The organism is Paenibacillus sp. FSL R5-0887, from assembly GCF_038002305.1.
GTDB lineage: Bacteria > Bacillota > Bacilli > Paenibacillales > Paenibacillaceae > Paenibacillus_AQ > Paenibacillus_AQ odorifer.
The window spans coordinates 240426-255610 of the sequence record NZ_JBBOCE010000001.1 but is presented as its reverse complement, the minus strand read 5'-3'; the positions used below and the strand labels follow the sequence as shown (position 1 = coordinate 255610).

Genomic DNA, 15185 nt, shown 5'->3' with positions numbered 1-15185 from the left:
ATTAGACCTTCTTTTTAAATTTATTCGCTAATTTCATCGCAAGGAACTGAGGGATCAGGTTTAGCATACTAAAAAATATAAACGATCCTGTAGGTCCAAGTGGTTTGAAAAACGTCCCGTCCCAACCGCCTTCCCCTGACAAGTTGCTAATAAAATAATAAGAGACAAATGCAGAAGCAATATTCCCAATGACTATAGCAATTATATTATTAGACCATTTTCCCAAAAAAGCTATTAGTGATGTTATGATGATCATCATTAAATAACCAACCATTGAACCATTATTGAAATCTTTATCCATCGCGAAATAGACAAATGGAAAACAGTACACAATAATGATCAGGAGATTCAATCCTAATTTTCTCACCGCATCCCCTCCTCAGCTAGTTTTTCACTCTATACCAATACTGATAGATCTCCTTAAAACCCAGCTTGTCATACAAGGCTGAAGCCCCCGTATTCGCTTGCACAACTTGCAGAAAGGAAGTTGTTGCTCCCTTTGCTCTACCCCAATTAAGCAACGCTAGCAGCAGCTGTTCCGCCATTCCCTTTCTACGATGAGCAGGGGAAGTGACAATATCATACAGACCCAAGTACCCGTTCTGAATCACACCAAGACCGCAGGCGACAGGAACACCATGATTAAACAACAGGACATAACCCTGCTGCAAATGTGATGCAGACAACATTCTAGTTAAGGTTTCCCGGTTCTTATCAGACAAGCCGGTAAGCTCACTGAAGGTGTGCAGCCACTCTTCAGTCAAGCTCTCCTGTATCTGAACCGTATAACGCAGATCGGGGCTCGCTAAGTCCCCCAGATCAAGAAGCCTTACAGATGAAGGCTCGGCAATTGTATAGCCACGCTCTGCAAGAATCTCATCAAGCTTTGGCGGCAGGATGTAGGGGGTTATTTTGAACACAGACTGTAGTCCAGCATGCTCATAATACCGCTCCGCAAGCTTGATTTGTTCTGTGAGTTCAACCTGAGAGCTGTCAGCCCCGTATAATGGATTGACCGAATTGGCCCTTTTTGTATAACCAGCTGCCGAACGTAGAATCCAGCCCTGCAGGAGAACGCTTTGCTCCGCCGGCCAAGTATTAAGTGTGATTTCTTCTATGAATTTATACAGCTTAATCCGCTCCTTTTGAAGCACGTTTGTTACGCATCGCAGGCAGTAATTTCACAGCTCCCTCCCCTTGGGAGGTGAAATAGTCATATTCGGGAGACTCTTTGCCATAGAGAGCTATTTTCCCCTCACCGTTATAATGAACACCCCAACCAAAACGCTTCGGCAACAGTGAAGCCCTTAGACAAGGATGATTTTTGGAAAATAGTTCGTTCCATATTTCTTCCTTACGGGCCAAACGTTCTTCCTGTGGAATTTGTTTATGGCGCACATGAACCTCGTACAGAAGTTCTTCATGATTGTATTTGTAGGGCTCATTGATTAACAGTTCATATTGAATCACATGTGCAGGCGGGAGCGTTCGGCAAGACATCGGAGGAACTCCTATTTCCTCAGGACAGTCCTCTGCTACACGAATAAAAGTATCGGTATAGCTCATTTGCATCACCTCCATCTTAAATAGAAATATATTCCTTCTATGATAAATCATTTTCCTATTCTAAGCATAGCCGAATTTTCTAAAGCCCATGATGGATGAACAGCAAAAACGGCCAATCCTCTAAACTACGGAGGATTAGCCGTTCTCATTTACCAACTCGACTTGGTAATGCCCGGAATCTGACCTTTATGCGCCAATTCGCGGAATACAATTCGGGAAACATTAAATTTCCGCAAATAGCCTCGAGGTCTGCCAGACACTTGGCATCTATTTTTTTGACGAGTTGCGGAGGAATCACGTGGCAGCTTTTGCAAAGCCATATAGTCCCCCTGTTCCTTTAGTTCTTTTCTTTTAACAGCGTATTTGGCGACTAGTGCTTGTCTCTTCAATTCTTTCACAACTTTAGATTTCTTGGCCATGTTCGTTCTCCTTCCATCCTTTAAATCTACTCGTTCAATGCACTCTTCAAGGCTTCCAGGTTCTGACGCATGATTCCTAAATAATCCAGGTTTTGACTGCGATCTTCCTCTGTTAATCCTTCAATTGGGTTTAGAACGGCTGCTTTGGCACCAATCTCTTTTGCTATTGTGTCTGCCACACTGGAGGATACAAGTGTCTCGAAGAAAATCGTTTTCACTTTATGCTCTTTCGCAAACTCCACAATCTTACTCATATTTGCGGCAGAAGGCTCCTGCTCCGGAGATAGTCCGGCAATCGGGACCTGAGTTAATCCATACTGCTTGGCAAGGTATCCAAAAGCCGCATGCTGAGTAATAAAATCCTTGCGTTTAGTATCCTTAAGACCGTCCTTAAATTCTTGATCCAGTTGCTCCAGCTTAGCTACATAAGCATCTGCATTTGTCTTAAAATCCTCGGCATGTTCAGGTGCGGCAGCAGCTAAAGCTGCTTCAATGTTACGCACTTCTTGAATGGCTAATGTAGGATTGAGCCACACATGCGGATCTAATCCACCGTGATCATGCGAATGCTCTTCATGAGCATGTTCTCCTTCTTCATGAGCATGCTCTCCTTCTTCATGAGCATGTTCTCCTTCTTCATGAGCATGCTCCTCTTCTTCATGAGCATGCTCTCCTTCTTCATGGTGGTGGTCAGCCTCTTCCTCTTCCGTGCCTTCCATGATGTCCAGACCTTTGCTCGCTTCTACAGTAATTAACGGAGTGCCAGATACACTTTCCAGCACCTGATCTACCCAGCCTTCCATTCCTGCGCCATTATAGATCAGCATATCCGCATCTGAGATTTCTGCCATATCTTTTGCTGTCGGTTCCCAATCATGGGGTTCGATTCCTGCTGGTATGAGTGCTTCCACGTCCGCCAGATCTCCTGCCACATTTTTGGTAAACTCGTAAATAGGATAGAAACTGACTTTAATATTTAATTTAGATGACTCCGGAAGGGCTGTAGCTTCTGCGGCTCCAGAAGCATTCGTAGTAGTAGAAGAATTAACAGCATTATTACCGCAACCGGCGGCAATAAGTAACGCGGACAGGGACAAAATGGCTAAATGATGGATTCTAAATTTCATTGAGAGGTGTAACTCCTTTACTGGAAATAGTTTTATGAATTCGCCGACGATTTCTTAGTCGGATCAGCTTCTGTACCAAAATTGCGATTAATAAGAACGATAGCAGTATAAGAGCAATCGTCCCACCAGGCGGTGTATTGATGTAATACGAGGCACTTAGGCCACTAAAAACGCCGAGTAATCCTACGCCGATTGAGATCAATATAGCTGTCGTAAAACCAGACGCTATACGCAAAGCAATCGAAGCTGGCAAAACAATAAGCGCTGAGACTAACAGCACTCCAACAACTGGCATCGCAGCAGCGACTGTCATTCCAGTTAGTACAGCAAACGAAAATGATAACCAGCCCACATGAACTCCACTGATACTAGCGGTCTCTTCATCAAAGGTCAGATTATATAAGGATCTGCGTAACACAATAAAATAGATCAGACCGATTACAGCAACCACAGCGATAATCTTTAGTTGAGTGTCGCTGACCGCAACGATGGAACCAAACAGATAGGAACTGAAGCTTTTACTTAAATTCTGCTTTAAGCTCATAAGTACAACTGCCAATGCTAATCCAGAGGTCATAATAATCGCTACCGGAAGCTCGCTATATGTACGATAAGAACGTCGAAGCTGTTCGATGACAATACCACCGAGAATCGCTACCATGAAGCCACTTAGTGCCGGATTAAGCTGTAGTATTGAGCCTAGTGCTACTCCTGCAAGCGAAACATGAGAGAGGGTATCCGCCATTAGGACCTGACGGCGAAGCATGAGATATACCCCGAGTAGCGGACCGATAATGCCAATTAATCCACCGGCCCAAAATGCACGTTGCATGAATTCGTAACTAAACATTGCCAACCCTCATTCTCCTTTCGTTCCAGGCTGATCAACGTATCCAGATAGGAGCTGGTCTCTTCCAGGCCATGCGTCACCATGATTACGGTCCGGCCGTGTTCACTGACATCATGGCGCATCAGCTTATAGAACCCAATACGACTGTCCAGATCCATCCCCGTAGTAGGTTCATCGAGAACCAATATCTGCGGCTGTTGTGCCAATGCTCGAGCGATGCAAATCCGCTGCTTCTGGCCGCCTGACAGTTCTCCTATCTTCCGGTCTCGCAAATGCCACATCTCCACCTGCTTTAAACTTCGCTCAACGATCTCGTCCTGCTCAGGTGTAAAGCGTCTAAATAATCCAAGCCTTGGATAACAACCCGAGCGAACCAGTTCGATCACCTTACTTGGGAACCCTGCGTTAAAAGAAGCTACCTGCTGTGGAACGTAGCCGATAACCATCTTTCCGTTATCTGATAACTCTTTATTCAACTGAACCGTTCCACTCCATGGACGAAGCAGGCCGAGCATTAGCTTCAGCAGGGTGGTTTTAGCAGCACCATTGGGTCCCGTTATACCAATAAACTGTCCGATATGAATATCTAATGAGATATCATCAAGAACAGGTTCATCCCCATACCCGAACACTACATTCCGCATGGATGATAGGATCATCATGCCTCGCCTCCCTTCTGACTGATATTATGTCCAACCCAGATTAAATCGTAAGTTTTACGATTTAACAAATTTGATAATATCGTAATCATTACGATTTGTAAACCCAAAACTGAAAATTAATCGTAATAATAACTATTAGTCCTTTTTCGAATACAACAAAAATCCGGAATCCCACCTTCTGGATTCCGGATTTCCACCGTTAATTTACTAAGTATCTATTCCTCAGCAGCCGCAAGGAGTTCTTCAACAGGCCACGGAAGTGGATTGTTGAACTTTGTCCAATCCTGCTTCAGCTCCTCCGCTGTCAGCAGACATCTGTCCAATCTGGCTTCGAGTTGTGCCTGATCTATATTTACACCGATAAATACGATTTCATTTATTCTATCGCCCCACTGCTCGTCCCATTTTGCCCGCAGCTCAGGTTCGCTTTCCAGCACCTCCAACTGCTGATCCTTAGGCATTGTAGCCAACCAGTAACCAGCAGGTCCGAACTGAATGGAAGGTCCTGCCTGACTTACAGTAGCTGCAAGATCACCTTTTGCCGCTACCCATGCCACCCCTTTTGCCCGAACGACCTCTTCCGGCCAGTTGCTAAAGAAAAAACTTAATCTTTGCGGGTGGAACGGTGTTCTCCGGCGATAGACGAAAGAAGAAATCCCGTATTCCTCCGTCTCAGGGGTATGGGTCTCTTTATTCAGCTCCGCGATCCAACCAGAGGATAAGCTTGTTTTCTCAAAATCAAACAATCCGTTATTTAGAATTTCCTTTGGATCTACTACGCCGTTAATTGTACGGATCAGCTTAGCAGACGGCTGAAGCTTACGCAGCACAGCTTCAAGCTTATTGAGTTCATCTTCTTTCAACAGATCGCACTTATTAAGCAGCAAGACATCACAAGTTTCGATCTGATCAATAAGCAGATCCACAATATCGCGGAAATCCCCTTCTCCAGCCGTTTGGTTGCGGTCCATCAGACTATCACCTGAGGAGAAGTCATGCCAGAAACGCCCAGCATCCACAACAGTCACCATCGTGTCTAATTGAGCAAGCGAAGTCAGATCAATATCCAACTCGGGATTGGCATAGGTAAAGGTCTGTGCTACTGGTACAGGTTCGCTAATGCCTGAGGATTCAATCAGGATGTAATCAAATCGCCCTTCCGCAGCCAGTTTTTGTACTTCGACAATCAAATCATCACGAAGTGTACAACAGATGCAACCATTGGACATCTCAACCAATTTCTCTTCAGTCCTGGAAAGCGTATTTCCGGACTTCACCAGATTCGCATCCACATTCACTTCACTCATGTCATTTACAATAACAGCTACTTTAAGACCGTCACGGTTGTGCAGAATATGATTCAACAATGTTGTTTTCCCAGAGCCCAAATATCCACTGAGCACGGTAACAGGGAGCTTTTTCAACTATACCACTCCTATCGTTTATAAAATCAAGATTAAAAACATCCGCCCTTAACGGGTTTCGCGATGTAAGGTTACTCTCTTTAGGCGTGGACAATATTTTTTCATTTCCATACGCCCTGGATGATTTCGTTTATTCTTGGTAGTGGTATAGTTGCGATCTCCTGTCTCCGTACATGCCAAAGTAATGATTACTCTCATCGTTTCCATCTCCTTTTTATTAAATCGTAATAATTACGATTAACACATCGTACACGGTTTATTCACAATCTGTCAACTATGATCTTGTAAAAATTTCAACTCTCTTAATTTTGTGGTCTTTCTGGTGGACAAATTACGTATAGATGGAATTATAAAAAATATGATTCTTGTAATTCCTAGAGAATCAGGCAGGAGTGGAGATCATGAAGATACCAGTAATTATTTTGAGCGGGTTTCTGGGGAGCGGGAAGACAACTCTGCTGTTGTCCCTGCTGAAAGAGAGCAAGGTAAGAGGGCTGAATCCAGGAGTAGTAATGAATGAACTGGGCAAACGAGATGTGGACGGCTATATTTTGCAGGAGCATACCGGTACAGCTGTAACTAAACTGCTGGACGGATGCGTATGTTGTAGCCGTAAAGAGGATTTGGCAGATAGCCTGATGGTGCTGCTGAGAGGACGTCCAGATGCCATTTATATGGAGTTGACCGGCGTCGCCGATCCTGAAGAAATCGCCAAAACGTTGCAGGAAACTCCTCTACAGGATCTGGTGGAGCTGCACTATACCATCACTCTGTTAGATGCGGAAAATGCTCTGGAATATAACAGCAGACTCTCCTCTGACAAACAGCTCGTTCGGACCCTGCGTAAGCAGCTTTCCACAGCTGATCTTATTGTCGTTAATAAAAGTGATCTCGTAGAACCGGAAACCTTATGGCGAATTGAAAAGGGAGTTCGTAAACAAAATACGGAGGCTGAAATTGTATACACCCATTACAGCGAAATCAACCTGTCTCCGATATTTTCAGGAATTATCCCACGTAAAATCATAGCTCCGGCTCCACAGCGAGCGCCTCAAACCTTCAAAGGAGCATCATTGAAACAAATGCATTCAGAGCATGGGGGAACCGCTGTAAAAGAGCTGCATGAGGAGCAGCATGCTTCTTTCTCGCAGGTAACAGCCATCACGTTAACCATTCCGCAGGTAAGGACAACAATGCCTTCTAAAGAACGCCTAGAGGCCTTCTTTCAAGAATGGGGTGACAACCTATTACGTGCCAAGGGGCATATTCTTTTGTCCGAACAGGAGCCGGTTCAGCTTGTTCAATATGCGGGGATGCGTACTACCTGGGAAGCCTCTCGTTATCCTGGTATGCCATATGTGGTGTTCATCGGGATGAATATAGATGAAGAACAGCTGGCAGATCGGTGGTCCGCCTTATTCGAGTTTTGACTACCTTTTCACCATTAAAAATACTGCCGTTGCTCCTCCCGATCTCGTTTCTGATTATCATTGGTTTTGTATGGCTGCCGAATCATCTGGAACTGCTGGATAATGCGTACATCGACACCTTCAAAACCGCTTTTATCGGTATATTGCTGGAAGCCTTGCCGTTTGTATTAGCAGGAGCATTGTTATCTTCACTGCTTCGCGTCTTTATCCCGGATGAAATGATTTCCCGGTGGATTCCGCGGCGACCTCTTCCGGCTATTCTGTTCGCATGTCTGCTTGGAATTATTTTCCCGGTCTGCGAATGTGGAATGATCCCACTCGTCCGCCGGCTTATCCATAAAGGTATGCCTGTTTACGTGGCTATCGTGTTTATTTTGTCCGGACCGATCCTAAATCCTGTCGTCTATGGGGCGACCATGACAGCATTTCGCAGCCACTCGGAGCTGGCCTATGCCCGTATGGGTCTGGCGTTTGTTGTAGCCTGTCTCATAGGCTTGATAATCTACGCAACGGTCAAAAAATCTCCCATCCGCCTAAATGTTCAGCGTGAAACGGGGGAAGCTCATCAGAATAATTCTCGCGGGGGAAAAATAGCCGCTGTCTTCGTCCATACCTCAGATGAGTTTTTTGAGATGGGGAAATATTTAATGATCGGCTGCTTGTTAACCGCTGGTATTCAGACATTTATGGTTCAAGACAGTCTGGCCGCGATCGGAGCTAAGCCGCTGGGGTCATATTTCTTCATGATGGGACTGGCATTTGTGCTCTCGCTCTGCTCCACCTCAGATGCCTTTGTAGCTTCCACCTTCGTACATTCTTTTCCATCTGGGGCTCTGCTCGCTTTTATGGTATTCGGACCCATGCTGGATTTCAAAAATTCATTGATGTTGCTCTCACTGTTTAAGACCAAATTCGCTCTTTATTTGTTCTTTCTGATCTTCGCAAGCGTGTTTGTTGGGGCGGTATTCATGTCCTTGTGGCTGTAATTCATAGAGGTGGTAAGCTGTTGCTTACAACATGGGTAGGAGGATAGAGCATGAATGACTCTCGTAGCATCCGGTTTCACTATTTGTTAAGGGCGGTCATTCTGCTCGCTTTCGCCCTCTATATCGGGCATCTGGTACAGCAGGACGCTTTGCATTATTATGTAGCTCCTAAACTGGCACGCTGGGTTCAATTATGCCCAATCCCGCTGACACTTATGGCGCTCAGTCTGACCATACAGGCTTTATTTGGCAAAGGTAGTGTTCTCTGTGACTGCGAGCATCGGCTCCCACATTCTTTTTTCAAAAGTACAGCGCTATATGGATTATTCCTTTTTCCACTGCTGCTCGGATTTCTTCTTCCTGATCGCGCATTGGGAAGTATGGCTGCTGCTAAAAAAGGAATCTCCCTATCCTCCTTGCCCACTGAAGCTAAAAATTCCGCGAGATTCGAGTCCATTGATCCTTACCATGAAGAGCTTACCGAGCTGGCCAAGATCCTTTATGCACAACCTGTGGTCCCAGTTTATTCGGCGATTTTCTCCGAAACTTTAGGTGCGCTTGAGCTGTACAAACAACAATTTGCAGGCAAAGAAATTACTATTTCCGGCTTTTTATATCGTGATCAAGGTGAACATTCAGAGAATTCTTTTGCCATAGGTAGATTTCTGGTCCAATGCTGTACTGCCGATGCTACACCTTTTGGGATATTAGTGGATTCCGGCAAGCTAAAAAGCCTGCCTACCGATACCTGGATAGAGGTCCGGGGCAAGCTTCAAGTTGTTCCCTATAAAGGTCAAGAAATTATGCAAATTAGTGCAGAGTCTATTACACCTATCAAACAACCCGTAACACCTTACATCTACACCAGTCCTGACTCTATCACCGCATGGAAGGAGCTAGAAGGTTCATCTAAGATTACTAAATAATCGCATCTAGCTCATCCTCATCATTCTCAGACTTATTAGGATTAAATACTTCTACCATAATACGAGCTGGAATACAGATAATTTGCTGTTTGGGTCTTGAGATGAACCCCATTTCCAAAGCAATTCTTAAGGGAGCATCAGAATAGGTCATTTGGATTCCATAATCAAACACCTTTAGCGTATTGTGGCCGAATTTCGTTTGAATATCTATAATTTGTTCTTCTTTAGTCAAAGAAACGGTTTTGTACTCTTTACCGTCCACCGTAATTATAGCTTTCAAATCCCCTTGCTGATACTGCTCATTGCTGCTGTCCCACCACTTCATGCCATAAATCAAGCCCGCAGCTAACAAGGCTATCACAATAATTAAAATATCCCCGCGCTTCATTGTTAGCAAGATAAGAATCCTTTCATGACAAATAATATACGTAATGATTACGATTAATATCAATATATTAATCATAACCCTATTTGTCAATGATGCTCACCTAAACGAATTTGGGCAGACCACTCTCTTAATACCCGGTCGAGCTCTTTTATCGAGATGGGTTTAGAAATGAAATCCTGCATTCCAGCACTAAGACACATCATCTTATCTTCATCTCTGGCAAAGGCTGTAGCCGCAATGATGATTGGATTCAGCCCAAGCTTCTCACGTATGATTCCTGTTGCTTCTATTCCATCCATAATAGGCATCTGAATATCCATAAATACCAGATCATAATGATTGGAAAGCACAGCCCGAACTGCTTCCTCACCATTTAAGGCGATGTCTGGAACATATCCCCTCTTTTTCAGATACGCCTGCATAAGCTGCTGATTCACAGGATGATCTTCAGCAATAAGAATGGACATCGGTCCATATTCACCGGTAGTTAACTCTTTAACAGTGGATTTATCATTTCTGACCAAATCCGTTGAGGCGTTGACGGTCAATTTCTGATCCCATTCCTCTTTGGGTAGAGAAACCTCCACTGTAAAATAAAACTCCGAGCCTTCATCCTCACAGCTATTGACACCGATAGATCCGCCAAGAAGCTCGGCCAGCTTTTTACTAATGGCAAGTCCAAGCCCTGTTCCGCCATATTTACGATTGATCGACGGATGCAATTGCGAGAAGGATTGAAATAATAGACCTTGGCTGGAAACTGGAATCCCCAACCCAGTATCTTTTACGACAAATTTCACGATAAGATTTCCGGATGCCTCTGAGGCTTCTAGCATAACAGAGATACTGATTTCACCTGTCTCCGTAAATTTCACTGCGTTCCCAACCAGATTTACGAGAATTTGACGCAATCTCGCCCCATCAGTCATGATGACGGCTGGAAGCTCAGGAGATAACTCGCTAGTAAGTAAAAGCCCTTTTTCCTTAACCTTCGGATAAAACAGTTCACAAACGTTCTGTATCACTTCATGCAAATCCACCATTTGCAGTTCAAGCGTCATCATGCCTGCTTCAATTTTGCTGAAATCCAGCACTTCATTCAGAATATGAAGCAATGCCTCTCCGCTTTTGTTAATGATCTGTGTGTAGTAGCTTTGCTCTTCATCCAGCTCCGTCCCAGATAAAAGATCAGCCATCCCAATAATACCGTTCATAGGCGTACGCAGCTCATGGCTCATGATCGCTAGGAACTCCGATTTTGCCCGGTCCGCTTCCTCGGCAGACTCCTTCGCCCGCACAATCTCCTTCTCCTCCGTGATATCACGAAAGACGACAACCGCCCCAATCCGTTCATCACCATCAAACAGTGGGGTCATTCGATATCTGACTAAAAAGCTTGAACCATCCTGCCTCCAAAACACACCCTCCCTATCTTCAATAGTGAGATTATTGGAGCGCGAAGGAAGCAGCGTCTTCTGAATTCCTGTAAAAGACTCGTTATCCAGCCAGGTTTGGTGAATCGCATGAAATTTGCTGTTTCCCCACTCAGTAGGATCGAAACCCAACATAGTAATGGCTGCTGGATTAATGAACATCGTGTTGCCTTCAAGGTTCATCCCAAATATGCCCTCAGAGACCGAATTCAAGATCAGCGCATACTCGTTACTTAATTTCTGTATTTCTTCAAAATGACGCGTACGTTCCCCAATGTCGCGGGTTACACAGACAAGCTCCTGATTCCCGCAGGTCTCAGAGTAAATATACCGCAGTGTCGTTTCTGTCCAAATACAGGTTCCGTCTTTGCAAATAAACCGGAGAATAACAGGCTCAAGCTTCTTCCCCTCCATACAATTGCTGAGATATGAAGTTAATTTGATTCTGTCCTCCGGATGTATGTAATCAATCCCTCTAGTTCCGCACATTTCTTCTGGTGCATAGCCAAACATAGTCTGGCAGATGGGTGAGGCATACAGATAGGTAAAGCTCCCGTCCGCTGCATTACGTGAAATGAAGTCCATAGAATTTTCTGAGATCAGACGATAGTTCTGCTCACTTTCCCGCAGTTGTTCTTCCATTCGTTGACGTTCGGTGACATCCTGGGCTATCCCGCTGATCTGCAGCAGTCTTCCTTCTTCATCCGTAATCACTTCCCAGTGCGCATCCAGATATTTCAGCTCTCCATCCGCACTATGAATACGGACCGTTACTTCGCCATTAGTCCCATTCTCCATGGATTGATGTACTAACCGTTCAAGTCTGATGAAATCGTCAGGATCAATGCAAGCAAAAACACGTCTGTAATCAAAATAAGAATGATTGCTCTCATCTTCCAAAAAGCCAAAAATATTACGCATCTCTCTGGAAACCGTCAGCCGTGATTTTGTCATGTCCCATTCCCAGGATCCCATCTTCGCAAGGTGTTGCGCTTTAGCCAGCATATCCTCGTATTTCTTGCGCTGAGTAATATCACGACCAATGGTTAATATTTGTTTAACGTTCCCCTGCTCATCACGTACCACTTGGGAAGAACTCTCTATCCACAAATAATGTCCATCTTTATGACGGGCTCTACGAGTAAATACGTCCGTATCGGAATATATCTTACCTTGTTCAATCATCTCTAGAGCATCATCTACGTGATAATACTCGGGTCTTTTGGTACCTATCATTTCTTGTGCAGAATAACCTAATAGCAGCTCCACTGAGGGAGATACGTAGTGCAGTGTCCCGTCAGGATCGCCAAAAGAAATCATATCCGGTGTATTTTTCGTAATCAAATTATATAACTGCTCATCTTCATGAATCTTTTGTTCAGCAAGTTTTCGGTCAGTGATATCCGTTAACTCAGAAATCAGGACATAGGGTTCACTGGAATTCTCCTGATAGATTAAAAATATATGTTGGGCTACCCAGATGATTTCTCCATCCTTACGCAAGAACCGCCGTTCTTTCTCCAATGCAGTCCCAGGCTCAGCTAGCAAATCGTTCAGGATAACGGAATGATCGTTATTAGTTTTATCTTCCGGATACACAAGATCCAGATAATTTATATTCAAAAGATCTTCTTCTGCATAACCAAACATTTGACATAGCGCAGGATTCGATTGTAATAACGTCCCGTCCTTCGGAGAGACTACCGCAATCCCGATAGAAGACCGTAAGTATAGCTGTTTAAAAAGAAAATCAGACACCTGTAAGCCTCCTCTTTTGAAAATGGGGGACTATATTAACAAACTTGTAATAATTTCAGTATACCTTTTTTTCGGTAAATAAGCTTGATAGTTGAGTCCTAAATGATAGACTGGTAACTTTCGCAGTAAAACTCCGCAAAAATAAACAGCAAGTCTCCCTCTGAAAAGGAAACTTGCCGTGTGTGCATGTTACAACTCTAAAGTCCTATTCTATTATCAAATTTTCCAGCTGAAGCTTCTTAATTTTCTTCCGGATAGGTGCACCAATAATTAAAAAAACAAGACCTAACAAAATCAACATTCCGCCCATTATTACGTTTACCATGCTGAGATTCTGTGATGAAAAAGAATAATTTATTACACCAATCATCACATTAAATAGGCCTAAAATCAACTCTAGCCACATTACAGATTTCCATAACCTGTTGATTCGCTTATAGTGTTTTATTCTGGATTCCAGATCTGTGTAAATATCAAACGGACCTTCCACTGACTTCTTTCTAAGGTAAACCCAGCGCATGTAAGTACTTACACAATCTATACCGTTTTCCTCTAAAAACTTGATATATTTGATGCTATCCGGATGATCCGGCAAGTTATCTAAAAGCTCAATTCTATACGTGTACTCATTATTGGGGGTCTCTGTAAACACATATTTGCACCAAGATAATTCTGATAGAGCCATCCCCTTCGCAGACATTTCATTAAGCCACTTTTCTTCCTTCTCATAATCCCAAATCAGCTTGCGAACCACATGTTTCATTTGGACTCACCTCCAGCTATTCTCTTACCATTGGCTATCAATTCTTCCAGACGGATGATCTCTCCCTGAATCACTGACTTTCCTAAGCCGGTAATTTCGTATTCTTTTCTACGAGAACCTTGCTCCCCTTCCACTGCTTTTATCCAGCCTTTTTCCAGTAAAGTGTTAAGTGCTCCGTATAAAGTGCCCGCGCCCAGATCAACCCGACCGTTACTTAAGTCCTTCACATTCTGCATAATTGCGTATCCGTGCATTGCTGTATATAGAGACAATAAGATATAAAATACAGCTTCAGTTAATGCGCCTCTTTCTGTGCTTTCAGGCATTATTTCATCCCCATTCTATTACTGTTGTCGATATATCGGCTTCCGTAATACCATTATTACGGAAGCCGATATAATTGTCAATACAAAAACACCCATTTTTTCATCGCAGCGATCATGAACGCAACAAAAAAACGCCTAGCACTTAGCTAGGACGGATAGTTGGGGGGCTACTCAGCAGCTAGATACTCCCACCGTGGCACCTATTCCTTCCTCATTATGAAGTATCGGACTGAGATGCCGCTATTTCCGAAAAATAGCGTGTTTCAGCTTACGTTCGGACTCAGATGCCGCTATTCGTCTCCAAACACTCGCTTTTCACACGATTCCTTAGCAATAAGCGCTATGCAGTCCGAAACCTCTGTAAAATGTGCCAAAAATCAATAATAGCGGCCATACGGTCCGTTAGCAGACACTGTTCGTACATATACTAAAACTACAAAAGTCTATACAAAAAATAGGCCAGATAAGATATGTAAAAAAGGAACATACCCAACCTGACCTATTCTTTATTTTGTTCTGCATAGTTTTTTATGGTCTCTCTTTTGAGGCATTTTCAACCATGACACCTAATACATTTTTAAACGTTTGAAGATCCTGTTCAGAAATATTGGTGATCGTATCATCTTTAAACTTTTCGGCAACCGGCAGTAAATCGAGATAGATCTGTACTCCCTTATCTGACAATTCCAACTGCTTGACTCGCTTATCCGCATGGGTGCCAGAGCGATGCAAGAACCCCTCAGATTCTAATTTTTGAAGCAGCCTGACTACGCTGGGCTCTTTTATAGACATTTTATCTGCTAGTTCTCTCTGGGTAATGGATTCACTGGTATAGATGTAATACATCGCAATCCATTGGCTCCGGGTCATATTATACGGCCGAAATTCCTTTTCCAAGGCTTCCGCGAATATTTTTGCACTACGGTTTGCAATAAAGGCCATACAGTCATCTAAATTAAACAATGTTTACACCAACCAATCCCAACTGTTTTATCTTAAAATAATCAACTCTTTTCTAATTTATTATAGCAAAATATATTAAGGAAGCTGTACATACTTTTCAAGTGATCAAATAGTTCATTTATTTAGGCTGCAGTAGGGGATCCGTCTCCCGAGATACATAGAAC

The 15185-nt window shown here is 43.6% G+C and carries 17 protein-coding genes; 3 read left to right on the top strand and 14 right to left on the bottom strand.

Translation table 11 applies throughout. The features are described 5' to 3' along the window. Position 1 precedes the first annotated feature (1 nt). The 9 genes from MKY14_RS01085 to rpmG all read right to left on the bottom strand — a co-directional run bounded on the left by MKY14_RS01085 (position 2) and on the right by rpmG (position 6246). The gene (locus tag MKY14_RS01085) at positions 2-367 is read right to left on the bottom strand and encodes a hypothetical protein (RefSeq protein WP_076280977.1); all 366 of its coding nucleotides are present in this window, start codon (positions 365-367) and stop codon (positions 2-4) included. Between the two features lie 16 nt (positions 368-383). Next, entirely contained in the window at positions 384-1154 is a 771-nt protein-coding gene (locus tag MKY14_RS01080) for a GNAT family N-acetyltransferase (RefSeq protein WP_081387804.1), read from the bottom strand. After that, positions 1132-1566: a DUF6157 family protein gene (locus MKY14_RS01075; protein WP_081383129.1), complete on the bottom strand. Its 435-nt coding sequence runs from the start codon at positions 1564-1566 to the stop codon at positions 1132-1134. The genes MKY14_RS01080 and MKY14_RS01075 overlap by 23 nt, the downstream gene beginning before the upstream one ends. A 149-nt stretch (positions 1567-1715) precedes the next feature. Further along, positions 1716-1985 (bottom strand): 30S ribosomal protein S14, encoded by a 270-nt coding sequence (rpsN, locus tag MKY14_RS01070; RefSeq protein ID WP_038569786.1) that lies wholly within the window; start codon positions 1983-1985, stop codon positions 1716-1718. A 26-nt stretch (positions 1986-2011) separates the two neighbouring features. Further along, positions 2012-3112: a metal ABC transporter substrate-binding protein gene (locus MKY14_RS01065; RefSeq protein WP_340975587.1), complete on the bottom strand. Its 1101-nt coding sequence runs from the start codon at positions 3110-3112 to the stop codon at positions 2012-2014. After that, positions 3102-3968, bottom strand: coding sequence for a metal ABC transporter permease (locus tag MKY14_RS01060; RefSeq protein WP_076125073.1), 867 nt, complete (start codon positions 3966-3968; stop codon positions 3102-3104). The genes MKY14_RS01065 and MKY14_RS01060 overlap by 11 nt, the downstream gene beginning before the upstream one ends. Further along, positions 3914-4621: a metal ABC transporter ATP-binding protein gene (locus MKY14_RS01055; RefSeq protein WP_076184339.1), complete on the bottom strand. Its 708-nt coding sequence runs from the start codon at positions 4619-4621 to the stop codon at positions 3914-3916. The genes MKY14_RS01060 and MKY14_RS01055 overlap by 55 nt, the downstream gene beginning before the upstream one ends. A gap of 218 nt (positions 4622-4839) precedes the next feature. Next, positions 4840-6048: a GTP-binding protein gene (locus tag MKY14_RS01050; RefSeq protein WP_340975586.1), complete on the bottom strand. Its 1209-nt coding sequence runs from the start codon at positions 6046-6048 to the stop codon at positions 4840-4842. A 48-nt stretch (positions 6049-6096) separates the two neighbouring features. Continuing rightward, complete coding sequence (gene rpmG, locus MKY14_RS01045; RefSeq protein WP_076098468.1) at positions 6097-6246, bottom strand: 50S ribosomal protein L33; 150 nt, start codon at positions 6244-6246, stop codon at positions 6097-6099. Positions 6247-6449: 203 nt separating this feature from the next. Here rpmG and MKY14_RS01040 point away from each other — a divergent pair, with 203 nt between their 5' ends. The 3 genes from MKY14_RS01040 to MKY14_RS01030 are packed head-to-tail and all read left to right on the top strand — an operon-like array spanning position 6450 to position 9390. Continuing rightward, entirely contained in the window at positions 6450-7478 is a 1029-nt protein-coding gene (locus MKY14_RS01040; RefSeq protein ID WP_340975585.1) for a CobW family GTP-binding protein, read from the top strand. Beyond that, on the top strand, positions 7475-8464 hold the full coding sequence (locus MKY14_RS01035; protein ID WP_076191311.1) for a permease: 990 nt from the start codon (positions 7475-7477) through the stop codon (positions 8462-8464). Before MKY14_RS01040 ends, MKY14_RS01035 begins: the two co-directional genes overlap by 4 nt. A 50-nt stretch (positions 8465-8514) precedes the next feature. Beyond that, positions 8515-9390 (top strand): TIGR03943 family putative permease subunit, encoded by an 876-nt coding sequence (locus MKY14_RS01030; protein WP_340975584.1) that lies wholly within the window; start codon positions 8515-8517, stop codon positions 9388-9390. Here MKY14_RS01030 and MKY14_RS01025 read toward each other — a convergent pair. The 5 genes from MKY14_RS01025 to MKY14_RS01005 form a co-directional block, all read right to left on the bottom strand. Next, positions 9383-9778, bottom strand: coding sequence for a NusG domain II-containing protein (locus MKY14_RS01025; protein ID WP_036679457.1), 396 nt, complete (start codon positions 9776-9778; stop codon positions 9383-9385). The genes MKY14_RS01030 and MKY14_RS01025 overlap by 8 nt on opposite strands. Positions 9779-9864: 86 nt before the next feature. Then, a complete protein-coding gene (locus tag MKY14_RS01020) occupies positions 9865-12969 on the bottom strand; it encodes a PAS domain-containing hybrid sensor histidine kinase/response regulator (protein WP_076301233.1) in 3105 nt (1034 codons plus the stop codon). Between the two features lie 205 nt (positions 12970-13174). Further along, positions 13175-13732: a DUF2812 domain-containing protein gene (locus tag MKY14_RS01015; protein WP_076280981.1), complete on the bottom strand. Its 558-nt coding sequence runs from the start codon at positions 13730-13732 to the stop codon at positions 13175-13177. Continuing rightward, entirely contained in the window at positions 13729-14058 is a 330-nt protein-coding gene (locus MKY14_RS01010; RefSeq protein ID WP_076133666.1) for a PadR family transcriptional regulator, read from the bottom strand. Before MKY14_RS01010 ends, MKY14_RS01015 begins: the two co-directional genes overlap by 4 nt. Positions 14059-14586: 528 nt before the next feature. Next, a complete protein-coding gene (locus MKY14_RS01005; protein WP_248549275.1) occupies positions 14587-15000 on the bottom strand; it encodes a MarR family winged helix-turn-helix transcriptional regulator in 414 nt (137 codons plus the stop codon). Positions 15001-15185: the final 185 nt, after the last annotated feature.